This is a genomic window from Endozoicomonas atrinae, assembly GCF_001647025.1.
In the GTDB taxonomy this organism is placed as follows: Bacteria; Pseudomonadota; Gammaproteobacteria; order Pseudomonadales; family Endozoicomonadaceae; genus Endozoicomonas; species Endozoicomonas atrinae.
The window spans coordinates 16,359-30,872 of sequence record NZ_LUKQ02000017.1; the positions used below are offsets into that span (position 1 = coordinate 16,359).

A 14,514-nucleotide genomic window follows, 5' to 3' on the forward strand; every position below is an offset into this window, starting at 1 on the left:
GGCATCCATTTGGATGCCTTTTTTGTGGCGCCTGAAAAATATAGCTGTCAGGCTTTTGCTTTGGAAGCGTACATTGCCTCTATCTCTTTCTGGAAACGCTTCATGATAATTTTACGACGCAGTTTCAATGTCGGCGTGATCTCACCCAGTTCGATTGAAAACTCCTTAGGTAAAAGTGTGAATTTTTTCACCTGCTCAAACTTGGCTAGCCCTTCCTGGACCTTAATTACACGCTCCTGAATCAGCTCTTGAATGCTGCTGTGTTGAATCAGCTCCTTGTGATTCTTGTATTTCAGATTCAAGGCTTTTGCGTGTTCTTCCAGTGCTTCGAATGCAGGTACAATCAATGCAGTCACATAGTTTCTGGCGTCAGCAATAATTGCAATCTGTTCGATAAAGCGGTCTTTGGTCAGCGTACCTTCAATGTATTGCGGTGCGATGTATTTACCGTTGGAAGTCTTCATCAATTCCTTAATGCGTTCGGTCATGCGCAGCGCACCGTTTTCATCGATCAGGCCAGCATCGCCAGTGTGAAGCCAGCCGTCAGCGGTAAAGGTTTTGGCGGTCTCTTCCGGTTTTTTGTAATAGCCGCGCATTACGGTATCGCCTTTTACCTGGATTTCACCTTCTGCACCGATGCGCACCTGTATGCCTGGTAAAGGAATACCACAGGAGCCAAATTCAAATTCAGTATCGCGGAAGCAGGTTACGGTTGCTACGGTTTCGGTCATGCCGTAACCGACTTTTACATCAATACCAATGGTATGGAAGAAACGGTTGATGTCATCATCAAGACGAGCACCGCCACAGGGCATAAACCGGATATTACCGCCCAGGCCTTCTCGAATTTTGCTGAATACCATTTTATCCGCGATATTGTTGAGCTTCTCCAGATATGCAGGAGCCTCAATGCCTTTGCGGCGGTATTCCATGTGGGCTGTACCAATTTTTACGGCGGTATTAAAAATCATGCGCCGAACAAATGGAGCAGTGGATACTTTTCCGTGAATGGTTGTATAGACTTTTTCGAAGAATCTGGGGACTACGCACAGTACAGTTGGTTTAACGCTTTTCAGAGCCTCACTGACCTGATGAGGGTCTTTAAGGTAGACATTGGTTGCACCACGGGCCAGCGCATAAAAACTCCAGGCACGCTCAAAAATATGGCTGAGTGGCAGGAAGCAGAGAGAGGTATCCAGACTGTCCAGATGGATGATCTGGTCATGACCTCGGAAGCTGGCCGCCATATTGGCGAAGTCCAGCATAACACCTTTGGGCTCGCCTGTAGTGCCGGAGGTATAGATCAGGGTAAACAGGTCTTCCATGCAACGGGCAGCCAGTCTTTCTTCGAGAATGGCCTGTTCTACACCATGCTGGATAAAGTCATCAAAGTAGATTGCCTGTGGGCAGCTTGCAATATCAACTGATCGGTCAAAGACAACAATGGTCTTTAACGTGGATGACTGATCTAGTAGCTCGAGGGCACCCTGGTATTGTGCATGCTCACCTACGAACAGCAGAGTGGCTTCTGTTTCATCCAGAATGTATTTGACCTGTTCAGTAGTACTGGTGGGATACAGTGGCACGGTAACCAGTCGTGCCTGAAGGCAGGCCAGGTCGGCTACTGTCCACTGAGGCATGTTCTGGGACCATATGCCTACTTTCGCCTGTACACGCAGGTTTTGTTTCAGCAGTGCGCGGGAAGCCTGGTCAATCTTTTCACTGAGCTGATGCCAGCTGACTTCCTGCCACTCGTTTTGATGAGCAACTTGATCAGAGCTTTGAGTGGCGAAGCGCATGGCGATATGTTCCGGGCTGCGCTGGGCACGATCACGGATCTGGCTGATCAGGTGCATGTTCAAGGGGGAGTTCATCGGCACAGAAAGTATTCTCAACAGCTGGATGAAAATGTAGACAACAAAATGATGGAAGCCTGATGTTACAGGATGACCTGGGATACCAAAATTGATCCAGATCATTTTTGGTGACATCCAGAACGGGAAAATGTAACGGTTAGTAACGATTATTACTGGATGTAAACAAACCCCATCACTTTTGTGGAATAGGTGTAGATTATACCATCACTGAGTCTGCAGAATCTGTTTTATATCCAATGAAAGAGGGAGCCTGGTACTCAGCGGACAGTGCTCTTCTGCTATGTTTTAGCTTTATTTTCTGTTGAGAGGCAAATTTGTGATGATGCCTGGATCAAGTTTGTATACCCGTTTATTTGCCAGCATATTGTGCTCAGTGATTCTTATGGCAGCAGCCGTTGGAATTGTATACAGCTCACAGAATGAACCTTCTTATACTGGAGACTTCTGGCCGGATAACATTGATGGAACGGACTGCTTCCCGGAATATCATCGGCTAATGGCGGATCAGCCAATGGCAAGAGTAGTTGATGTGATGATTCCTGCCGGCACTGCTGAGATACCCCATACCCATAAAATAGACAGCTTTATGTTTGTTGATCGGCCAACATCGGTTGTTGTTCGGAATGTCGACCAGATGGGGAATGAGAAAGTGGTTCATCAGACCAGTGGGGATCTGCTGAGAGCCGACAGTCTACCCATCTGGCAGTTTATGGAACCAGAACCCTATCATTACGTAGAAAACAGGGACTCTCTGAATCATTATCGTGCGATTCGCATTGAGATACATAACCTGAAAGGGATTGCATCGGGAAGCTCAGCCTTGCTGGAAGGCGTTGAACCAGAAGAAATGTTCAGAAAGGGCAAGGTGGCACTATATAGGGTTCAGGTAAGTGAAGAGCCGCTCGAAATTCATAGTAATGACCGAACCCTTTTTCTGATAGGACGACTGAATTCAGAAACTTCTGTGGTGAGCCTTACCAATGGTGATGCCGTGCTGAATCTTGCAAAACCGGTTGAAGAGTCCGCAGATCGCCCTAAAGTCTGGATTCTTAATGAACATAGTCACTACTCATTAACAAACCAGGTTTCGGGTGGGGAGTCTGTCTACTTAATAGAACTGAGCCCGTAACCCATCAGTTAGTAGGTTATCCTTTCCAGAACGCAGGTGTAAAAAGCACAAGAACCGTAATAACCTCCAGTCGGCCAAGTAGCATACCGACACTTAATATCCATTTTGCTGCATCAGGTAGAGAACTGAAATTCCCGGCAGGACCAATGATGGTTCCCAGACCGGGGCCAACATTGGCCACTGCTGTAGTAGCCCCTGTGATACTGGTAATAGGGTCGAGATCGTAAAGGGACAGTAAGAGGCTCATCAACGCAATAAGTAGAATGAAAAAGAAACTGAAACCGATCAGTGACCGGAGAATTTCACTGCTGATTTGCTGACCATTATAAGTTTGTACAAAACAGGCTCTTGGGTGAACCAGTTGCTTTAACTGAATGTTCAGCAACTTTCCTCCAATCTGGAAACGGAAAATCTTGATGCCTCCCGCCGTTGAGCCAGAACACCCTCCCACGAACAGTAGAAAGAAAAACATTAGATTGGAAAAGCCGCCCCACAGTGTGTAATCACCATAGGCAAACCCTGTGGTAGTGACAGTCGACGTGGTATTAAAAGAGACAAGGGTCAGTGATTGTAGAAAAGTGTAGTCAGAGTTAAAACATAACCAGATGCTCAGAACCAGCCAGACGACAAGGAGAAAACCGATAAAGGCCTGTACCTGGGTATCCTCATAAAAGCAGTTGACTTCACCCCGCATGCAGCGAACAAACAGAACGAAGGGCAGGCTGGCAAGGATCATGAAAATAGTGCTTGTCCAGATGATAAACGGGTTTTTGAATAATCCCATGGACGCATCTGAGGTGGAGTATCCACCTGTTGATACCGTGGTCATCGAATGGTTGATGGCTTCAAACCCGGTCATGCCTCCCAGGAAATAAAGGTAGGCACAGATAGCCGTCATGATCAGATAGACAGTAACGATACGCTTGGCAATACTGCCTGAACGTGGCATGGCTTTCTCGGACCAGTCGGAAGATTCACTCTGGAACAACCTCATCCCCCCCACTTTGAGAAATGGCAGAACGGCAACAGCCATCACAATAAAACCAATGCCACCAAACCATTGCAGCAGTGACCGCCAGATCAGTATGCTGGGGTCCATGTGGTCCAGCCCGGTCAATATGGTGGATCCGGTGGTGGTAATACCCGACATGGTTTCAAAAAAAGCATCGGTGTAACTGATAGGGAGCTTGAACCAGAAGGGAAGTGCCGCAAAAGTGCATACAGCCAGCCAGCAGAGCGTGGTCAGTACAAAGACCTGCCTTGGTTTCATATTGAAATGTTCTGGCTTGAAGTTGATGGTCAGGGCGCCACCCGTAATAAGCGTAATGGCTGCAGCAGCCACAAATTCCCAGATATCAGAATCACCTGTCAGCAGATCGTAGATGACAGGAATCAGCATAAACTTGGCCATAGCGGTCAGGAACAGGCCAATCACATAGAGTACTGGACGGTGGTTCATTCTTTTTAAATGGCAATAACTGAGAATAAACACCTTGAACCCTGGGAGTCTGTTGGACTTTTTCGCAGGTAGGTCAGCGTTAAGTCCAACAGGCTCCTGAGCTTAAACAGCGGTACAAGGCGTGGAGGATCGGTCAGATGCTGTTGGGTAACCGCATCTGACGAGTCTTGGAGAAGTTTAGAAGCTGGAAGTGGTATTACAACTTAATCAGTGTTCTACCGGTGACTTGTCCATTGGTAATGGCCTCTGCCAGTTCGGGCACGGCATCCAGTTCAACTTCCGTGGCAGCGTCGTTGTAGAATGACTCTGGCAACAGTTCGGCAATCCGGTTCCATGCCTGCATACGTTTTTCAAATGGGCACATTACCGAGTCAACACCCAGCAGTTTTACGCCCCTCAGAATGAAAGGCATCACGGTGGTTGGCAGATCAAAACCACCGGCCAGGCCACAGGCGGCGACAGCGCCTTCGTAGTCAACCTGTGCAAGTACTTTAGCAAGGACCTTACTGCCAACGGTATCAATGCATCCTGCCCAGAGTTGTTTCTCCAGTGGGCGGGCGGGCTCAAGGAGTTCTGCCCGGTCGATCACCCGATCAGCCCCGATGGACTTTAACCAGTCACTGTTTTCTGGACGACCAGAAGCAGCCACTACCTGATAGCCGAGTTGATCCAGCAGGGTTACGGCGACGCTGCCAACACCACCGCTGGCACCGGTGACCAGAATTTCACCTTTCTCAGGCGTAATACCTGCATCTTCAAGTGCCATGACGCAGAGCATGGCGGTCAGGCCTGCGGTACCAATAACCATGGCTTTGCGGCTGTCCAGCCCAGAAGGCATGGAGACCAGATAGTCAGCAGGTACGCTGGCTTTTTCTGCCATGCCACCCCAATGGTTTTCACCGACACCCCAGCCAGTCAGGATAACGGAGTCGCCAGACTGATACCGGTCGTCTTTTGAAGAGATAACCTGACCTGCATAGTCGATACCCGGCACCATCGGGAAGTCGCGGATAATCTTTCCTTTCCCGGTGATGGCCAGACCGTCCTTGTAATTCAGTGATGAATAGTCAACACCGACAACGACATCCCCTGCTGGCAGAGTGGATTCGTCCAGCTGTTCTATGGAAGCGACAGTGTTTTTGTCCTGCTGGTTCAGTACTAACGCCTTGAACATAAACGACAATCTCTTAAAAAGGTGAGAGCGTGAACTATACTCCTGCAACGGGCAGGCAGCGAGGGCTGTTTCTATTTTATTTGACTTCAGGCAGGCATGAGCGATGGATATTACATTGTTGAAAGAGAGTCACACGAATGACATTAATCAGGTCATTGAATATCCGCAGAACGGTTCCCCATTGGTGTCTGTCTTCAGAGTTGAGCTGGCTGCAGGTGAGAGCAGTGGCTGGCATATGCACAATGTTCCAGTAATTGCCTATATCCAGTCCGGTTCGTTTGAGCTTCAGGTTCAACATGAAATGAGTAACTACTTCCAGAGTGGGGATATTATGTTTGAGCCGGTAGAGGTTCCCATTAATGTTACTAACAAAGGTAATGAACCGGGGGTAGCGATCGTTGTCAAAGCAGGTAGCACAGAGCAGACTGCAACCGTTTATTTAAGCTGAACACTTGTGTAAAACCATGGGTAAGCTATGGTCTTTATTGGGTGCTCTTCCTGCCTTATCAAATGTATGGTTAGTTCAAGCTTTTGCTGTAAATAATGGTCAGGTGTGGTGGAGTGTATTTTTCTGGAAACCTTTCGAATAAGAATGAGCTATGATCCGTTTCTTTCTGGCATTTCTTTACTTATTAATCATTGAAATGCTACAGCCCTCTTGGTCTATAGCTTGTGAACAACCTCTGAAATCAGGGGTTCAGTCTGAGCGGTTTCCCCAAATTGATAATAAACAGGTCCGAACCTGGCGAACCATCATCGCACCTAATCAGCCATTGAAGCTTCATCGTCATGAATATCCAAGGGTTGTTACGGTTCTCAGGGGAGGGGTTTTGAAGTCCGTTGCCGAATCAGGGGAAATTTTAGCAGTTCGTCATTTCAAAGCCGGAGAGTCGTATTGGTTGGATGCTGACCCACCTGACCAGTTGCACGCCTGCGTTAACCTTGGTCCAGGCGTTATTGAAGTGGTTGTTACCGAGCTGAAGTAGAGTCTTAAAGTTACATGTCTAACCAGAAGCAGGTTAGCTGTTGTCTTTGTGCTGTTTCAGTAACTCGATAAAGGCTCTTGCGGCATTGGATAAGGTTCTTTTTGGGTGAAGGATATACCCCAGTTCCCGGCTTGGTGGCGATTTCACCCCCTTGAGTTCAACATTCAGGACGCGCAGATCGTCATCCTGCATGGTCAAAGGGAGTATGCACCAGGCCAGACCGATAGCAGCCAGCATACGCAGGGTTTCCAGATAGTTGGTGGACATGGCCGTTTGCAATTTCAAGCCTTCCTGATCAAACAGGTTTTGTACTACCTGATAGGTAAACGTGTTTCTGCCAGGCAGTACCGCCTGATATTCGCTCAGCTGTTCTGTTGAAACGGTTTTCAATCTTGTCAGAGGGTGATCTTTTGCCGCCATAAAGCCCAGAGGGTCATGCCAGAGTTTTTCAGAATAAATAGTAGGCTGGCTGTCCGGAGACAGTGTGATAATACCGAGTTCTATTTCACCGCGGCTCAGCATTTCATAAGACGCTTCTGAATCAACAAACCGGATATCCAGTTTTACGTCGGGGAACGATTTAGTGAAGGTTTTCAATATATCTGGCAGTCGTCGTAAGCCGATGTGGTGACTGGTGGCAATGGAAAGTGGGCCTTTCACTTCACCACTGAGGTTAATGATTTCCAGTTTCGTATCATGAACCAGCTCAAGCATCTTTCTGGCTCGGGGTAGCAGGGCTTTACCCGCTTCATTCAGCGTGACCTGACGGCCTATTCGATCAAACACCGGCGTGCCCAGCTGGTCTTCCAGGGCCGCAATCCTTTTACTCACTGCTGGCTGGGTCAGAAACAGTTTTTCACCCGCTTCAGAAAAGGATCCTGTGTCGACAATGGCCAGAAAAGCAGTGAGATTGGTGGTATCCATAACACCCTTTTTGAGTCAATTGATTCCAGATAGTTATCAATAGCATAAAAAAGATGAATTTGAGTAATTTTTTATGAGCGACTAGGATACGCAGTATTAAGGATAAGCCGAAGTCTTTTTATAAAAACGCTTTAAAACTGCTTATAAATCAAACAAAAAACAGTCTTTTCTGTTTTATTACTTCAATGAGGATGGTTCCGATGGCTGGCCAGGCTTCCAGAGGCAAGACGCTTTATGACAAGTTGTGGGATGCCCACCTTGTTCGTCAGCGTGATGATGGTTCCGCGTTGATCTATATCGACCGGCAACTGCTCCATGAAGTGACTTCACCACAGGCTTTTGAAGGTCTGAAACTGGCCGATCGTCAGCCATGGCGTCTGGACGCTAACCTCGCCACACCTGACCACAATGTACCCACCACGTTGAATGAGCGTCAGCACGGTATTGAAGGGATTGAAGATCCTGTTTCCAAAATTCAGGTAAAGACGCTGGATGAGAACTGTGATCATTTTGGAATCACCCAGTTTGATATGCAGGATCAGCGCCAGGGCATTGTTCATGTGGTTGGTCCTGAACAGGGCGCTACGCTGCCAGGCATGACGGTAGTCTGTGGTGACTCCCATACATCAACACACGGTGCCTTTGGCGCACTGGCTCATGGTATCGGAACCTCAGAAGTTGAGCATGTTCTGGCGACCCAGTGTCTTGTGGCCAAGAAGATGAAGAATATGCTGGTTCGTGTTGATGGCTCCCTGGGAACAGGGGTCACTCCCAAAGATGTCATCCTTGCCATCATTGGTCATATTGGTACCGCAGGAGGCACCGGTTTTGCCATTGAGTTTGGTGGTGATGTGATTCGCAATATGACCATGGAAGGGCGAATGACCCTCTGTAACATGGCCATTGAGGCGGGCGCTCGAGCTGGAATGGTGGCGGTTGACCAGACTACCATCGACTATGTGCAGGGCCGGCCATTTGCACCGAAAGGTGAGCAGTGGGATCAGGCCGTTACTGTCTGGAAAACCCTTCACTCAGACAGTGATGCTGTTTTTGATCAAGTTGTTGTGCTTAATGGTGATGAGATCAAGCCTCAGGTGAGTTGGGGAACCTCTCCGGAGATGGTGTTGCCGGTTGATGCCCAGGTGCCTTTCCCGGAGGATGCGCCGGATGAAACCCGTAAGGAAGGCTATGCCCGTGCCCTGGAGTACATGGGGTTAACTGCGGGTCAGAAGATTACCGACATTCCTGTGGATCGGGTCTTTATCGGTTCCTGCACTAACTCCCGGATTGAAGATTTGCGCGAAGCGGCGGCTGTCGTAAAAGGCAAACGGGTGGCTGACACGGTTAAAGAGGCTCTGGTGGTTCCAGGCTCCGGTCTGGTAAAGGCCCAGGCTGAGGCCGAAGGGCTGGATAAGGTTTTTGTGGAAGCTGGCCTTGAGTGGCGTGAGCCGGGCTGTTCCATGTGTCTGGCCATGAATGCCGACAAGCTGGGGCAGGGAGAGCACTGTGCATCGACCTCTAACCGGAATTTCGAGGGCCGTCAGGGCTTTGGTGGTCGAACCCACCTGGTCAGTCCGGCCATGGCTGCTGCAGCTGCCATTGCGGGGCATTTTGTTGATGTCCGTGATTTTGATCGTCAAGCATCCGTAGCGTAGGGGGAATCATGCAGGCTTTTACTGTTCATAAGGGGGCAGTTGCTCCTCTGGATCGTGCCAACGTTGATACGGACATGATCATTCCCAAGCAGTTTCTGAAGTCCATCAAACGTACCGGCTTTGGTGTGAATCTGTTTGATGAACTCCGCTATCAGGATGAAGGTTACCCGGGGCAGGATTGTTCCAGGCGGCCACTGAATCCGGAGTTTGTCTTGAATCAATCCCGTTATCAGGGAGTGTCAATCCTGCTGGCTCGGCAGAATTTTGGCTGTGGCTCCAGTCGGGAGCACGCACCCTGGGCCCTGGATGATTTTGGTTTCCGCTGTGTTATTGCGCCGAGTTTTGCGGATATTTTTTATAACAACTGTTTTAAAAACGGTGTTCTTCCGATCACGCTGTCTGATGAGGTGGTAGAGCAGCTGTTTAATGAAGTTGAAGCTAATAAAGGGTACCAGCTGACGGTCGACCTTGAACGTGAAGTGGTGGTTAAGCCCAATGGCGAAGAGCTGCCATTCAACGTCGACGCATTTCGTCGTCACTGCCTGCTCAACGGTCTGGATGATATTGGTTTGACCCTGCAGGATGCGGACCAGATTCGACGTTTCGAACAGCGTTACAAGGCGGATAACCCATGGCTATTTGCCAGCGAATGATTTCTTGAACCACAGAGAGCACAAAGAAAAGCCTGATTGAAATCCTTTGTGTTCTCCGTGATTTTCATGGCTCAAAGTAGCTATTAATAAGGAATAACAATGAGCAAGCAGATTTTATGTCTTCCAGGTGACGGTATTGGCCCTGAGATTATGGCTGAAGCCCTGAAGGTACTGGATGCGGCCAAACAGCGTTTCGGGCTTGATATTGAAGTCAGTCATGGTCTGGTCGGAGGTGCTGCTATTGATCATGATGGCGTTCCGCTGAGTGATGAAACGCTGGCGCTGGCCAGAAACTCGGATGCGATTCTGTTTGGTGCGGTGGGTGGCCCGAAGTGGGATGATCAGCCAATGGCCAACCGCCCTGAAAAAGGGCTGCTGAAACTTCGCTCTGAACTGGACCTTTTTGCCAACCTCCGTCCGGCAATTCTTTTCCCTCAACTGGCCGAAGCATCCAGCTTGAAACCGGAGCTGGTGGCTGGTCTTGATATTCTTATTGTGCGGGAGCTGACCGGCGGTATCTATTTTGGTGAGCCCCGTGGTGTGCGTACCCTGGAAAATGGTGAACGTGAAGGTTATAACACCTACGTTTACCGGGAATCTGAAGTTCGTCGTATAGCAAAAGTTGCTTTTGAAGCAGCCCAGAAGCGGGGTGGACGACTCTGTTCGGTTGATAAGTCGAACGTTCTTGAAGTTACTGGCCTCTGGCGTGAGGTGGTTATCGAGGAGTCTGCCGGTTACAACGATGTTGAGCTGAGCCACATGTATGTTGATAATGCAGCCATGCAGCTGGTACGAGCACCCAAGCAGTTTGATGTCATGGTAACCGGTAATATGTTTGGTGACATTCTCAGTGACTGTGCGGCGATGTTGACTGGCTCGATCGGTATGCTGCCTTCAGCGTCTCTGAATGAAAAGAACCAGGGTATGTATGAGCCGGTTCATGGTTCTGCACCGGATATCGCTGGCGAAAACAAAGCAAACCCTCTGGCGCAGATCCTGTCACTGGCCATGCTGCTTCGTTACTCCCTTGGTGAAGGAACTACTGCGGATGCGATCGAAAAAGCCGTCAGCGATGTTCTGGATAAAGGCTATCGTACCGGGGATATTGTCTCTGAAGGTTGTCAGTTGATGGGAACCGTAGAAATGGGTGATGCGGTTGTTGACTGTTTGTTGAATGCATAACGTATATAGAATATCGACGGCTTCTGTTTGCTGTTTTGAGAAGAGGCTGTTTGTTCGGGGGAGCGCAGTATGAAAAAAGTAGGTTTTGTTGGCTGGAGAGGAATGGTTGGCTCCGTATTAATGGAGCGTATGCAGGAAGAAAACGACTTTACCCGTTTGCAGGGTAAAGGTGTAGAGCCTGTATTCTTCACGACCTCTCAGCTGGGCCAGCCCGGGCCAGATGTTGGTGTGCCTGTAGGTGAGCTTCAGGATGCCCATGATATAGATGCCCTCCGTGAAATGGACATTATTATCTCGTGCCAGGGTGGTGATTATACGGGCAAAGTCTTCCAGCCATTGCGTGATAGTGGTTGGCAGGGGTACTGGATTGATGCCGCTTCCTCCCTGCGGATGAACGATGATGCGGTAGTTATTCTTGATCCCGTCAACCGAAATGTGATTGACCGTGCGCTGAATGATGGCGTCAAGAACTTTGTCGGTGGTAACTGCACGGTTTCCCTGATGTTGATGGCGATTGGCGGGCTCTTTCGGCAGGACGCTGTTGAGTGGGTCAGTGCCATGACTTATCAGGCCGCCAGTGGTGCCGGTGCCAGAAACATGCGTGAGCTGATCAGCCAGATGGGCTGTATCCAGAGCAATGTAGCTACAGAACTGTCGGATCCGGCCAGTGCCATTCTGGATATCGATCGTAAGACATCCTCTCTTTTGAGAAGCACGGATCTCCCACAGAGTGAGTTTGGTGTTCCATTGGCCGGAAGTCTGATTCCCTACATCGATAAAGAATTGGATAATGGTCAGAGCCGCGAAGAGTGGAAGGCACAGGCGGAGACCAACAAGATCCTGGGTCGCCAGGCTTCACCGGTACCTGTGGATGGAGTCTGCGTTCGTATTGGTGCTATGCGCTGTCATAGTCAGGCGTTGACCATCAAGCTGCGTAAAGATATTCCCATGACGGATATTGAAGCGATGATTGCTGGCGCCAATGACTGGGTATCCGTCGTTCCAAACCACCGGGAAGAGACTATGCATCAGTTGACACCTGCCGCGGTAACCGGGCGTCTGGATATTCCGGTGGGCCGCCTTCGTAAATTAAATATGGGACCTGACTATCTGACGGCATTTACCGTGGGTGATCAGCTATTGTGGGGAGCCGCAGAGCCACTTCGTCGCATGTTGACAATATTGCTCTAGGCTTCTGTACCTCTATGCAAACATAGTTCGATATATTACAGAGGCACAAAGGCGCGAAGAATGCTTGTCATTTCGTGTCTTTGTGCCTTTGTGGTAATTAAATAATCAGAAAACGAATTTATTATGTTAACGGAACAACAGCTGACAGAATTTGCCAGCAACTTTGTCAAAGTTATTCCTCATTGCCTTCATTTGAATATGTCATTGGTCAAAGCGGATCGTAATGGTATTGAACTGGAGATGCCCTACGACAGTCGGCTGATTGGGAACCCTGAAACCGGTGTCATTCACTCTGGTGCCATTACCACACTGATGGATTCCTGTTGCGGTCTGGCTGTGTTTACTCGAATGGAGCAGCTGGAAGCATGCCCGACACTGGATCTGCGTATTGACCATATGACCACTGCTCAGCCTGATAAACCCGTCCGGGCATTTGCCGAGGCATACCATATAACACGTTCCATGGTGTTTACCCGGGGTGTTGCCTATCAGGAGAGTCGTGATCAACCCATTGCTCATGCAGTAGGCACCTTTATGCGAATAGGGCAAAACTCCATGAAGTCGATGCAGGAGCGTTTTCAATGAAGGCTGAGTTCGCAAAAATTATAAAGGATGCAAGGGACTCAAGAGATTACAGTATTCTGACCAGTGGTATTCCCTATGCCAGCCTGATCGGTATGCAGTGCACGCCCATGGGCGATGATGCCCTATTTACTCTCCCTAATCAGATGACCAATATCGGTAACCCCATACTTCCTGCCATTCATGGGGGGGTTATTGGTGGTTTTATGGAGATGTCTGCGGCGTTGCATTTAATGCTGTTTATGGATGAGCCAAGGTTACCCAAAATTATTGATTTCTCCATTGACTATCTTCGCTCCGGGCAGCCAAAGGATACTTTTGCTCACTGTGAAGTCTGTCGTCAGGGAGCGAGGGTAGCCAATGTGGCAGTGACTGCCTGGCAGAGTAAAAGGGAGTTACCAATAGCGATAGCGCGCGGACATTTCAAACTTTCAAAAGGAACTGCCTGAAACTGCTTGCCTGATATCAATGCCCTGTATAAAGTCGACGGTTTTGTATCATTTGTGTGGTTTTGGCTGAAACAGTGTCAAAGATCAACATATTTTCTGTGGCTTGCGGGGCCTTAATCCATGAACCGAACATACAATATTGCTATTTACGCTGCCGACACGCTGGCTGGTGAAACTCTGGTTCGGCAACTGGAAGAACAATTGTTTGATGGTAAGCCACTGCCGGTTATGAGCCTTTATCCGCTCACTGAGTCTTCACAGGCTTCCGGTTCTGTGGAGTTTCATGGAGAAACGCTGGAGTTTATTGCTGCTGATGAAGCAGAATTTTCCTCAGCTGATTTTCTGGTGATGCCAGCCTGGTGTACCCGAAATGCGGAATTGATGACTCGGGCTGTAGAGAGTGGCTGCACCATTATTGATGCCTCAAAGGGGGCAGCATCACAAGGTTATACAGTGCCGGTAATGGCTGGTCTGAATGAGCATTTTATCGAAGAAGCGGTAGATAATCGTTACTTTGCTGTACCTGGGTCTGCTGTTGCCTGCTTACTTCCTCTGCTGCAAAAGCTTCACCAGCGATTTACTCTGAGTCGTATGAATCTGGTGGTTATGCAGCCGGTTGCTTCACTTGGTAAAAAAGGTGTCGATGCCTTGCGTAAGCAAACCATTGAACTGCTAAACGGAAAGCCGGTAGAGCATGAGAATTTTCCCGCTCGTCTGGCCTACAATCTGATTCCGGAGGTAGATGCAGGAGAGGGAGAGGAAATCATTAATGAAGTCAATATGCGTAATGAACTTCTGGTGGCTCTGGGAGAGGCGTTGGACATCCGTGTGACCTGCATCACAGCTCCTGTATTTTTTGGTGACAGCTATGTTATTGATCTGGATACTGTCCAACCGGTTGATATTCAGGAAATAGAGTCTTTACTATCAGAGCATCCTGAAATGTCAGTGGCTGATGGTTCTAATTTACCTACCCTTGAAGACGCTGCGGGAAGTGATCAGCTGCATATAGGTAAGATCCGGCAGCAATCAGATTATGAAACAGACTTGAGTTTCTGGATTGTGGCCGATAGCTTCAAGAGAAGTGCTGTTCATGCTGTTGAATTGATTGGGTTATTGATAAAAGACTTTGCTAAGTGATAACTTAGGCTAACTGCTTGGCGTTCCTTGCTGTATGGGGAAAGGGGGCTGCTTTCTCAACAGCTGAAGGCAGAAGGGGCTCAAACAGTCTATGTATAAAACAAGGATTCACG

Annotated in this window: 14 protein-coding genes; 10 read left to right on the top strand and 4 right to left on the bottom strand. The window is 48.7% G+C overall.

Annotated elements, in window-relative coordinates; all coding sequences use genetic code 11:
* Window positions 1-47: 47 nt before the first annotated feature.
* A complete protein-coding gene (locus AK963_RS04070; RefSeq protein ID WP_139117239.1) occupies window positions 48-1,979 on the bottom strand; it encodes an AMP-dependent synthetase/ligase in 1,932 nt (643 codons plus the stop codon).
* A gap of 217 nt (window positions 1,980-2,196) precedes the next feature.
* Here AK963_RS04070 and AK963_RS04075 point away from each other — a divergent pair, with 217 nt between their 5' ends.
* Window positions 2,197-3,006, top strand: a complete 810-nt coding sequence (locus AK963_RS04075) for a hypothetical protein (protein ID WP_066014200.1) — start codon at window positions 2,197-2,199, stop codon at window positions 3,004-3,006.
* 16 nt (window positions 3,007-3,022) lie between these two features.
* Here AK963_RS04075 and AK963_RS04080 read toward each other — a convergent pair whose 3' ends face one another.
* Complete coding sequence (locus AK963_RS04080; RefSeq protein ID WP_238593635.1) at window positions 3,023-4,498, bottom strand: TrkH family potassium uptake protein; 1,476 nt, start codon at window positions 4,496-4,498, stop codon at window positions 3,023-3,025.
* Between the two features lie 163 nt (window positions 4,499-4,661).
* The gene (gene acuI, locus AK963_RS04085; protein WP_066014202.1) at window positions 4,662-5,639 is read right to left on the bottom strand and encodes an acrylyl-CoA reductase (NADPH); all 978 of its coding nucleotides are present in this window, start codon (window positions 5,637-5,639) and stop codon (window positions 4,662-4,664) included.
* A 103-nt stretch (window positions 5,640-5,742) separates the two neighbouring features.
* Between acuI and AK963_RS04090 the strand changes: the two genes are divergently transcribed.
* Both AK963_RS04090 and AK963_RS04095 read left to right on the top strand, forming a co-directional pair.
* On the top strand, window positions 5,743-6,087 hold the full coding sequence (locus AK963_RS04090) for a cupin domain-containing protein (RefSeq protein ID WP_066014203.1): 345 nt from the start codon (window positions 5,743-5,745) through the stop codon (window positions 6,085-6,087).
* 151 nt (window positions 6,088-6,238) lie between these two features.
* Window positions 6,239-6,625: a cupin domain-containing protein gene (locus tag AK963_RS04095; protein WP_066014204.1), complete on the top strand. Its 387-nt coding sequence runs from the start codon at window positions 6,239-6,241 to the stop codon at window positions 6,623-6,625.
* A 33-nt stretch (window positions 6,626-6,658) separates the two neighbouring features.
* On the opposite strand, the gene AK963_RS04100 is transcribed toward AK963_RS04095, so the two are convergent.
* Entirely contained in the window at window positions 6,659-7,549 is an 891-nt protein-coding gene (locus AK963_RS04100) for a LysR family transcriptional regulator (protein WP_066014205.1), read from the bottom strand.
* A gap of 200 nt (window positions 7,550-7,749) precedes the next feature.
* Here AK963_RS04100 and leuC point away from each other — a divergent pair, with 200 nt between their 5' ends.
* The 7 genes from leuC (at window position 7,750) to AK963_RS04135 (ending at window position 14,401) form a co-directional block, all read left to right on the top strand.
* Window positions 7,750-9,204 carry a 3-isopropylmalate dehydratase large subunit gene (gene leuC / locus AK963_RS04105; RefSeq protein WP_066014206.1) on the top strand — a complete coding sequence of 485 codons (1,455 nt, stop codon included), beginning with the start codon at window positions 7,750-7,752 and terminating at the stop codon, window positions 9,202-9,204.
* Window positions 9,205-9,212: 8 nt separating this feature from the next.
* Window positions 9,213-9,857, top strand: a complete 645-nt coding sequence (gene leuD / locus AK963_RS04110) for a 3-isopropylmalate dehydratase small subunit (RefSeq protein ID WP_066014207.1) — start codon at window positions 9,213-9,215, stop codon at window positions 9,855-9,857.
* 99 nt (window positions 9,858-9,956) lie between these two features.
* On the top strand, window positions 9,957-11,039 hold the full coding sequence (gene leuB / locus AK963_RS04115) for a 3-isopropylmalate dehydrogenase (protein WP_066014208.1): 1,083 nt from the start codon (window positions 9,957-9,959) through the stop codon (window positions 11,037-11,039).
* A gap of 69 nt (window positions 11,040-11,108) precedes the next feature.
* Window positions 11,109-12,230, top strand: coding sequence for an aspartate-semialdehyde dehydrogenase (asd, locus tag AK963_RS04120; RefSeq protein WP_066014209.1), 1,122 nt, complete (start codon window positions 11,109-11,111; stop codon window positions 12,228-12,230).
* A gap of 123 nt (window positions 12,231-12,353) precedes the next feature.
* A complete protein-coding gene (locus tag AK963_RS04125; RefSeq protein ID WP_066014210.1) occupies window positions 12,354-12,815 on the top strand; it encodes a PaaI family thioesterase in 462 nt (153 codons plus the stop codon).
* On the top strand, window positions 12,812-13,261 hold the full coding sequence (locus AK963_RS04130; protein WP_066014211.1) for a PaaI family thioesterase: 450 nt from the start codon (window positions 12,812-12,814) through the stop codon (window positions 13,259-13,261). Before AK963_RS04125 ends, AK963_RS04130 begins: the two co-directional genes overlap by 4 nt.
* Window positions 13,262-13,381: 120 nt before the next feature.
* Window positions 13,382-14,401 (top strand): Asd/ArgC dimerization domain-containing protein, encoded by a 1,020-nt coding sequence (locus tag AK963_RS04135; protein WP_066014212.1) that lies wholly within the window; start codon window positions 13,382-13,384, stop codon window positions 14,399-14,401.
* Window positions 14,402-14,514: the final 113 nt, after the last annotated feature.

Bases quoted from the DNA above. Each gene is read 5' to 3' on its own strand.
- AK963_RS04070 (WP_139117239.1), bottom strand. From the start codon at position 1,979: ATGATCTGGATCAATTTTGGTATCCCAGGTCATCCTGTAACATCAGGC.
- AK963_RS04075 (WP_066014200.1), top strand. From the start codon at position 2,197: ATGATGCCTGGATCAAGTTTGTATACCCGTTTATTTGCCAGCATATTG.
- acuI (WP_066014202.1), bottom strand. From the start codon at position 5,639: ATGTTCAAGGCGTTAGTACTGAACCAGCAGGACAAAAACACTGTCGCT.
- AK963_RS04090 (WP_066014203.1), top strand. From the start codon at position 5,743: ATGGATATTACATTGTTGAAAGAGAGTCACACGAATGACATTAATCAG.
- AK963_RS04095 (WP_066014204.1), top strand. From the start codon at position 6,239: ATGATCCGTTTCTTTCTGGCATTTCTTTACTTATTAATCATTGAAATG.
- AK963_RS04100 (WP_066014205.1), bottom strand. From the start codon at position 7,549: ATGGATACCACCAATCTCACTGCTTTTCTGGCCATTGTCGACACAGGA.
- leuC (WP_066014206.1), top strand. From the start codon at position 7,750: ATGGCTGGCCAGGCTTCCAGAGGCAAGACGCTTTATGACAAGTTGTGG.
- leuD (WP_066014207.1), top strand. From the start codon at position 9,213: ATGCAGGCTTTTACTGTTCATAAGGGGGCAGTTGCTCCTCTGGATCGT.
- leuB (WP_066014208.1), top strand. From the start codon at position 9,957: ATGAGCAAGCAGATTTTATGTCTTCCAGGTGACGGTATTGGCCCTGAG.
- asd (WP_066014209.1), top strand. From the start codon at position 11,109: ATGAAAAAAGTAGGTTTTGTTGGCTGGAGAGGAATGGTTGGCTCCGTA.
- AK963_RS04125 (WP_066014210.1), top strand. From the start codon at position 12,354: ATGTTAACGGAACAACAGCTGACAGAATTTGCCAGCAACTTTGTCAAA.
- AK963_RS04130 (WP_066014211.1), top strand. From the start codon at position 12,812: ATGAAGGCTGAGTTCGCAAAAATTATAAAGGATGCAAGGGACTCAAGA.
- AK963_RS04135 (WP_066014212.1), top strand. From the start codon at position 13,382: ATGAACCGAACATACAATATTGCTATTTACGCTGCCGACACGCTGGCT.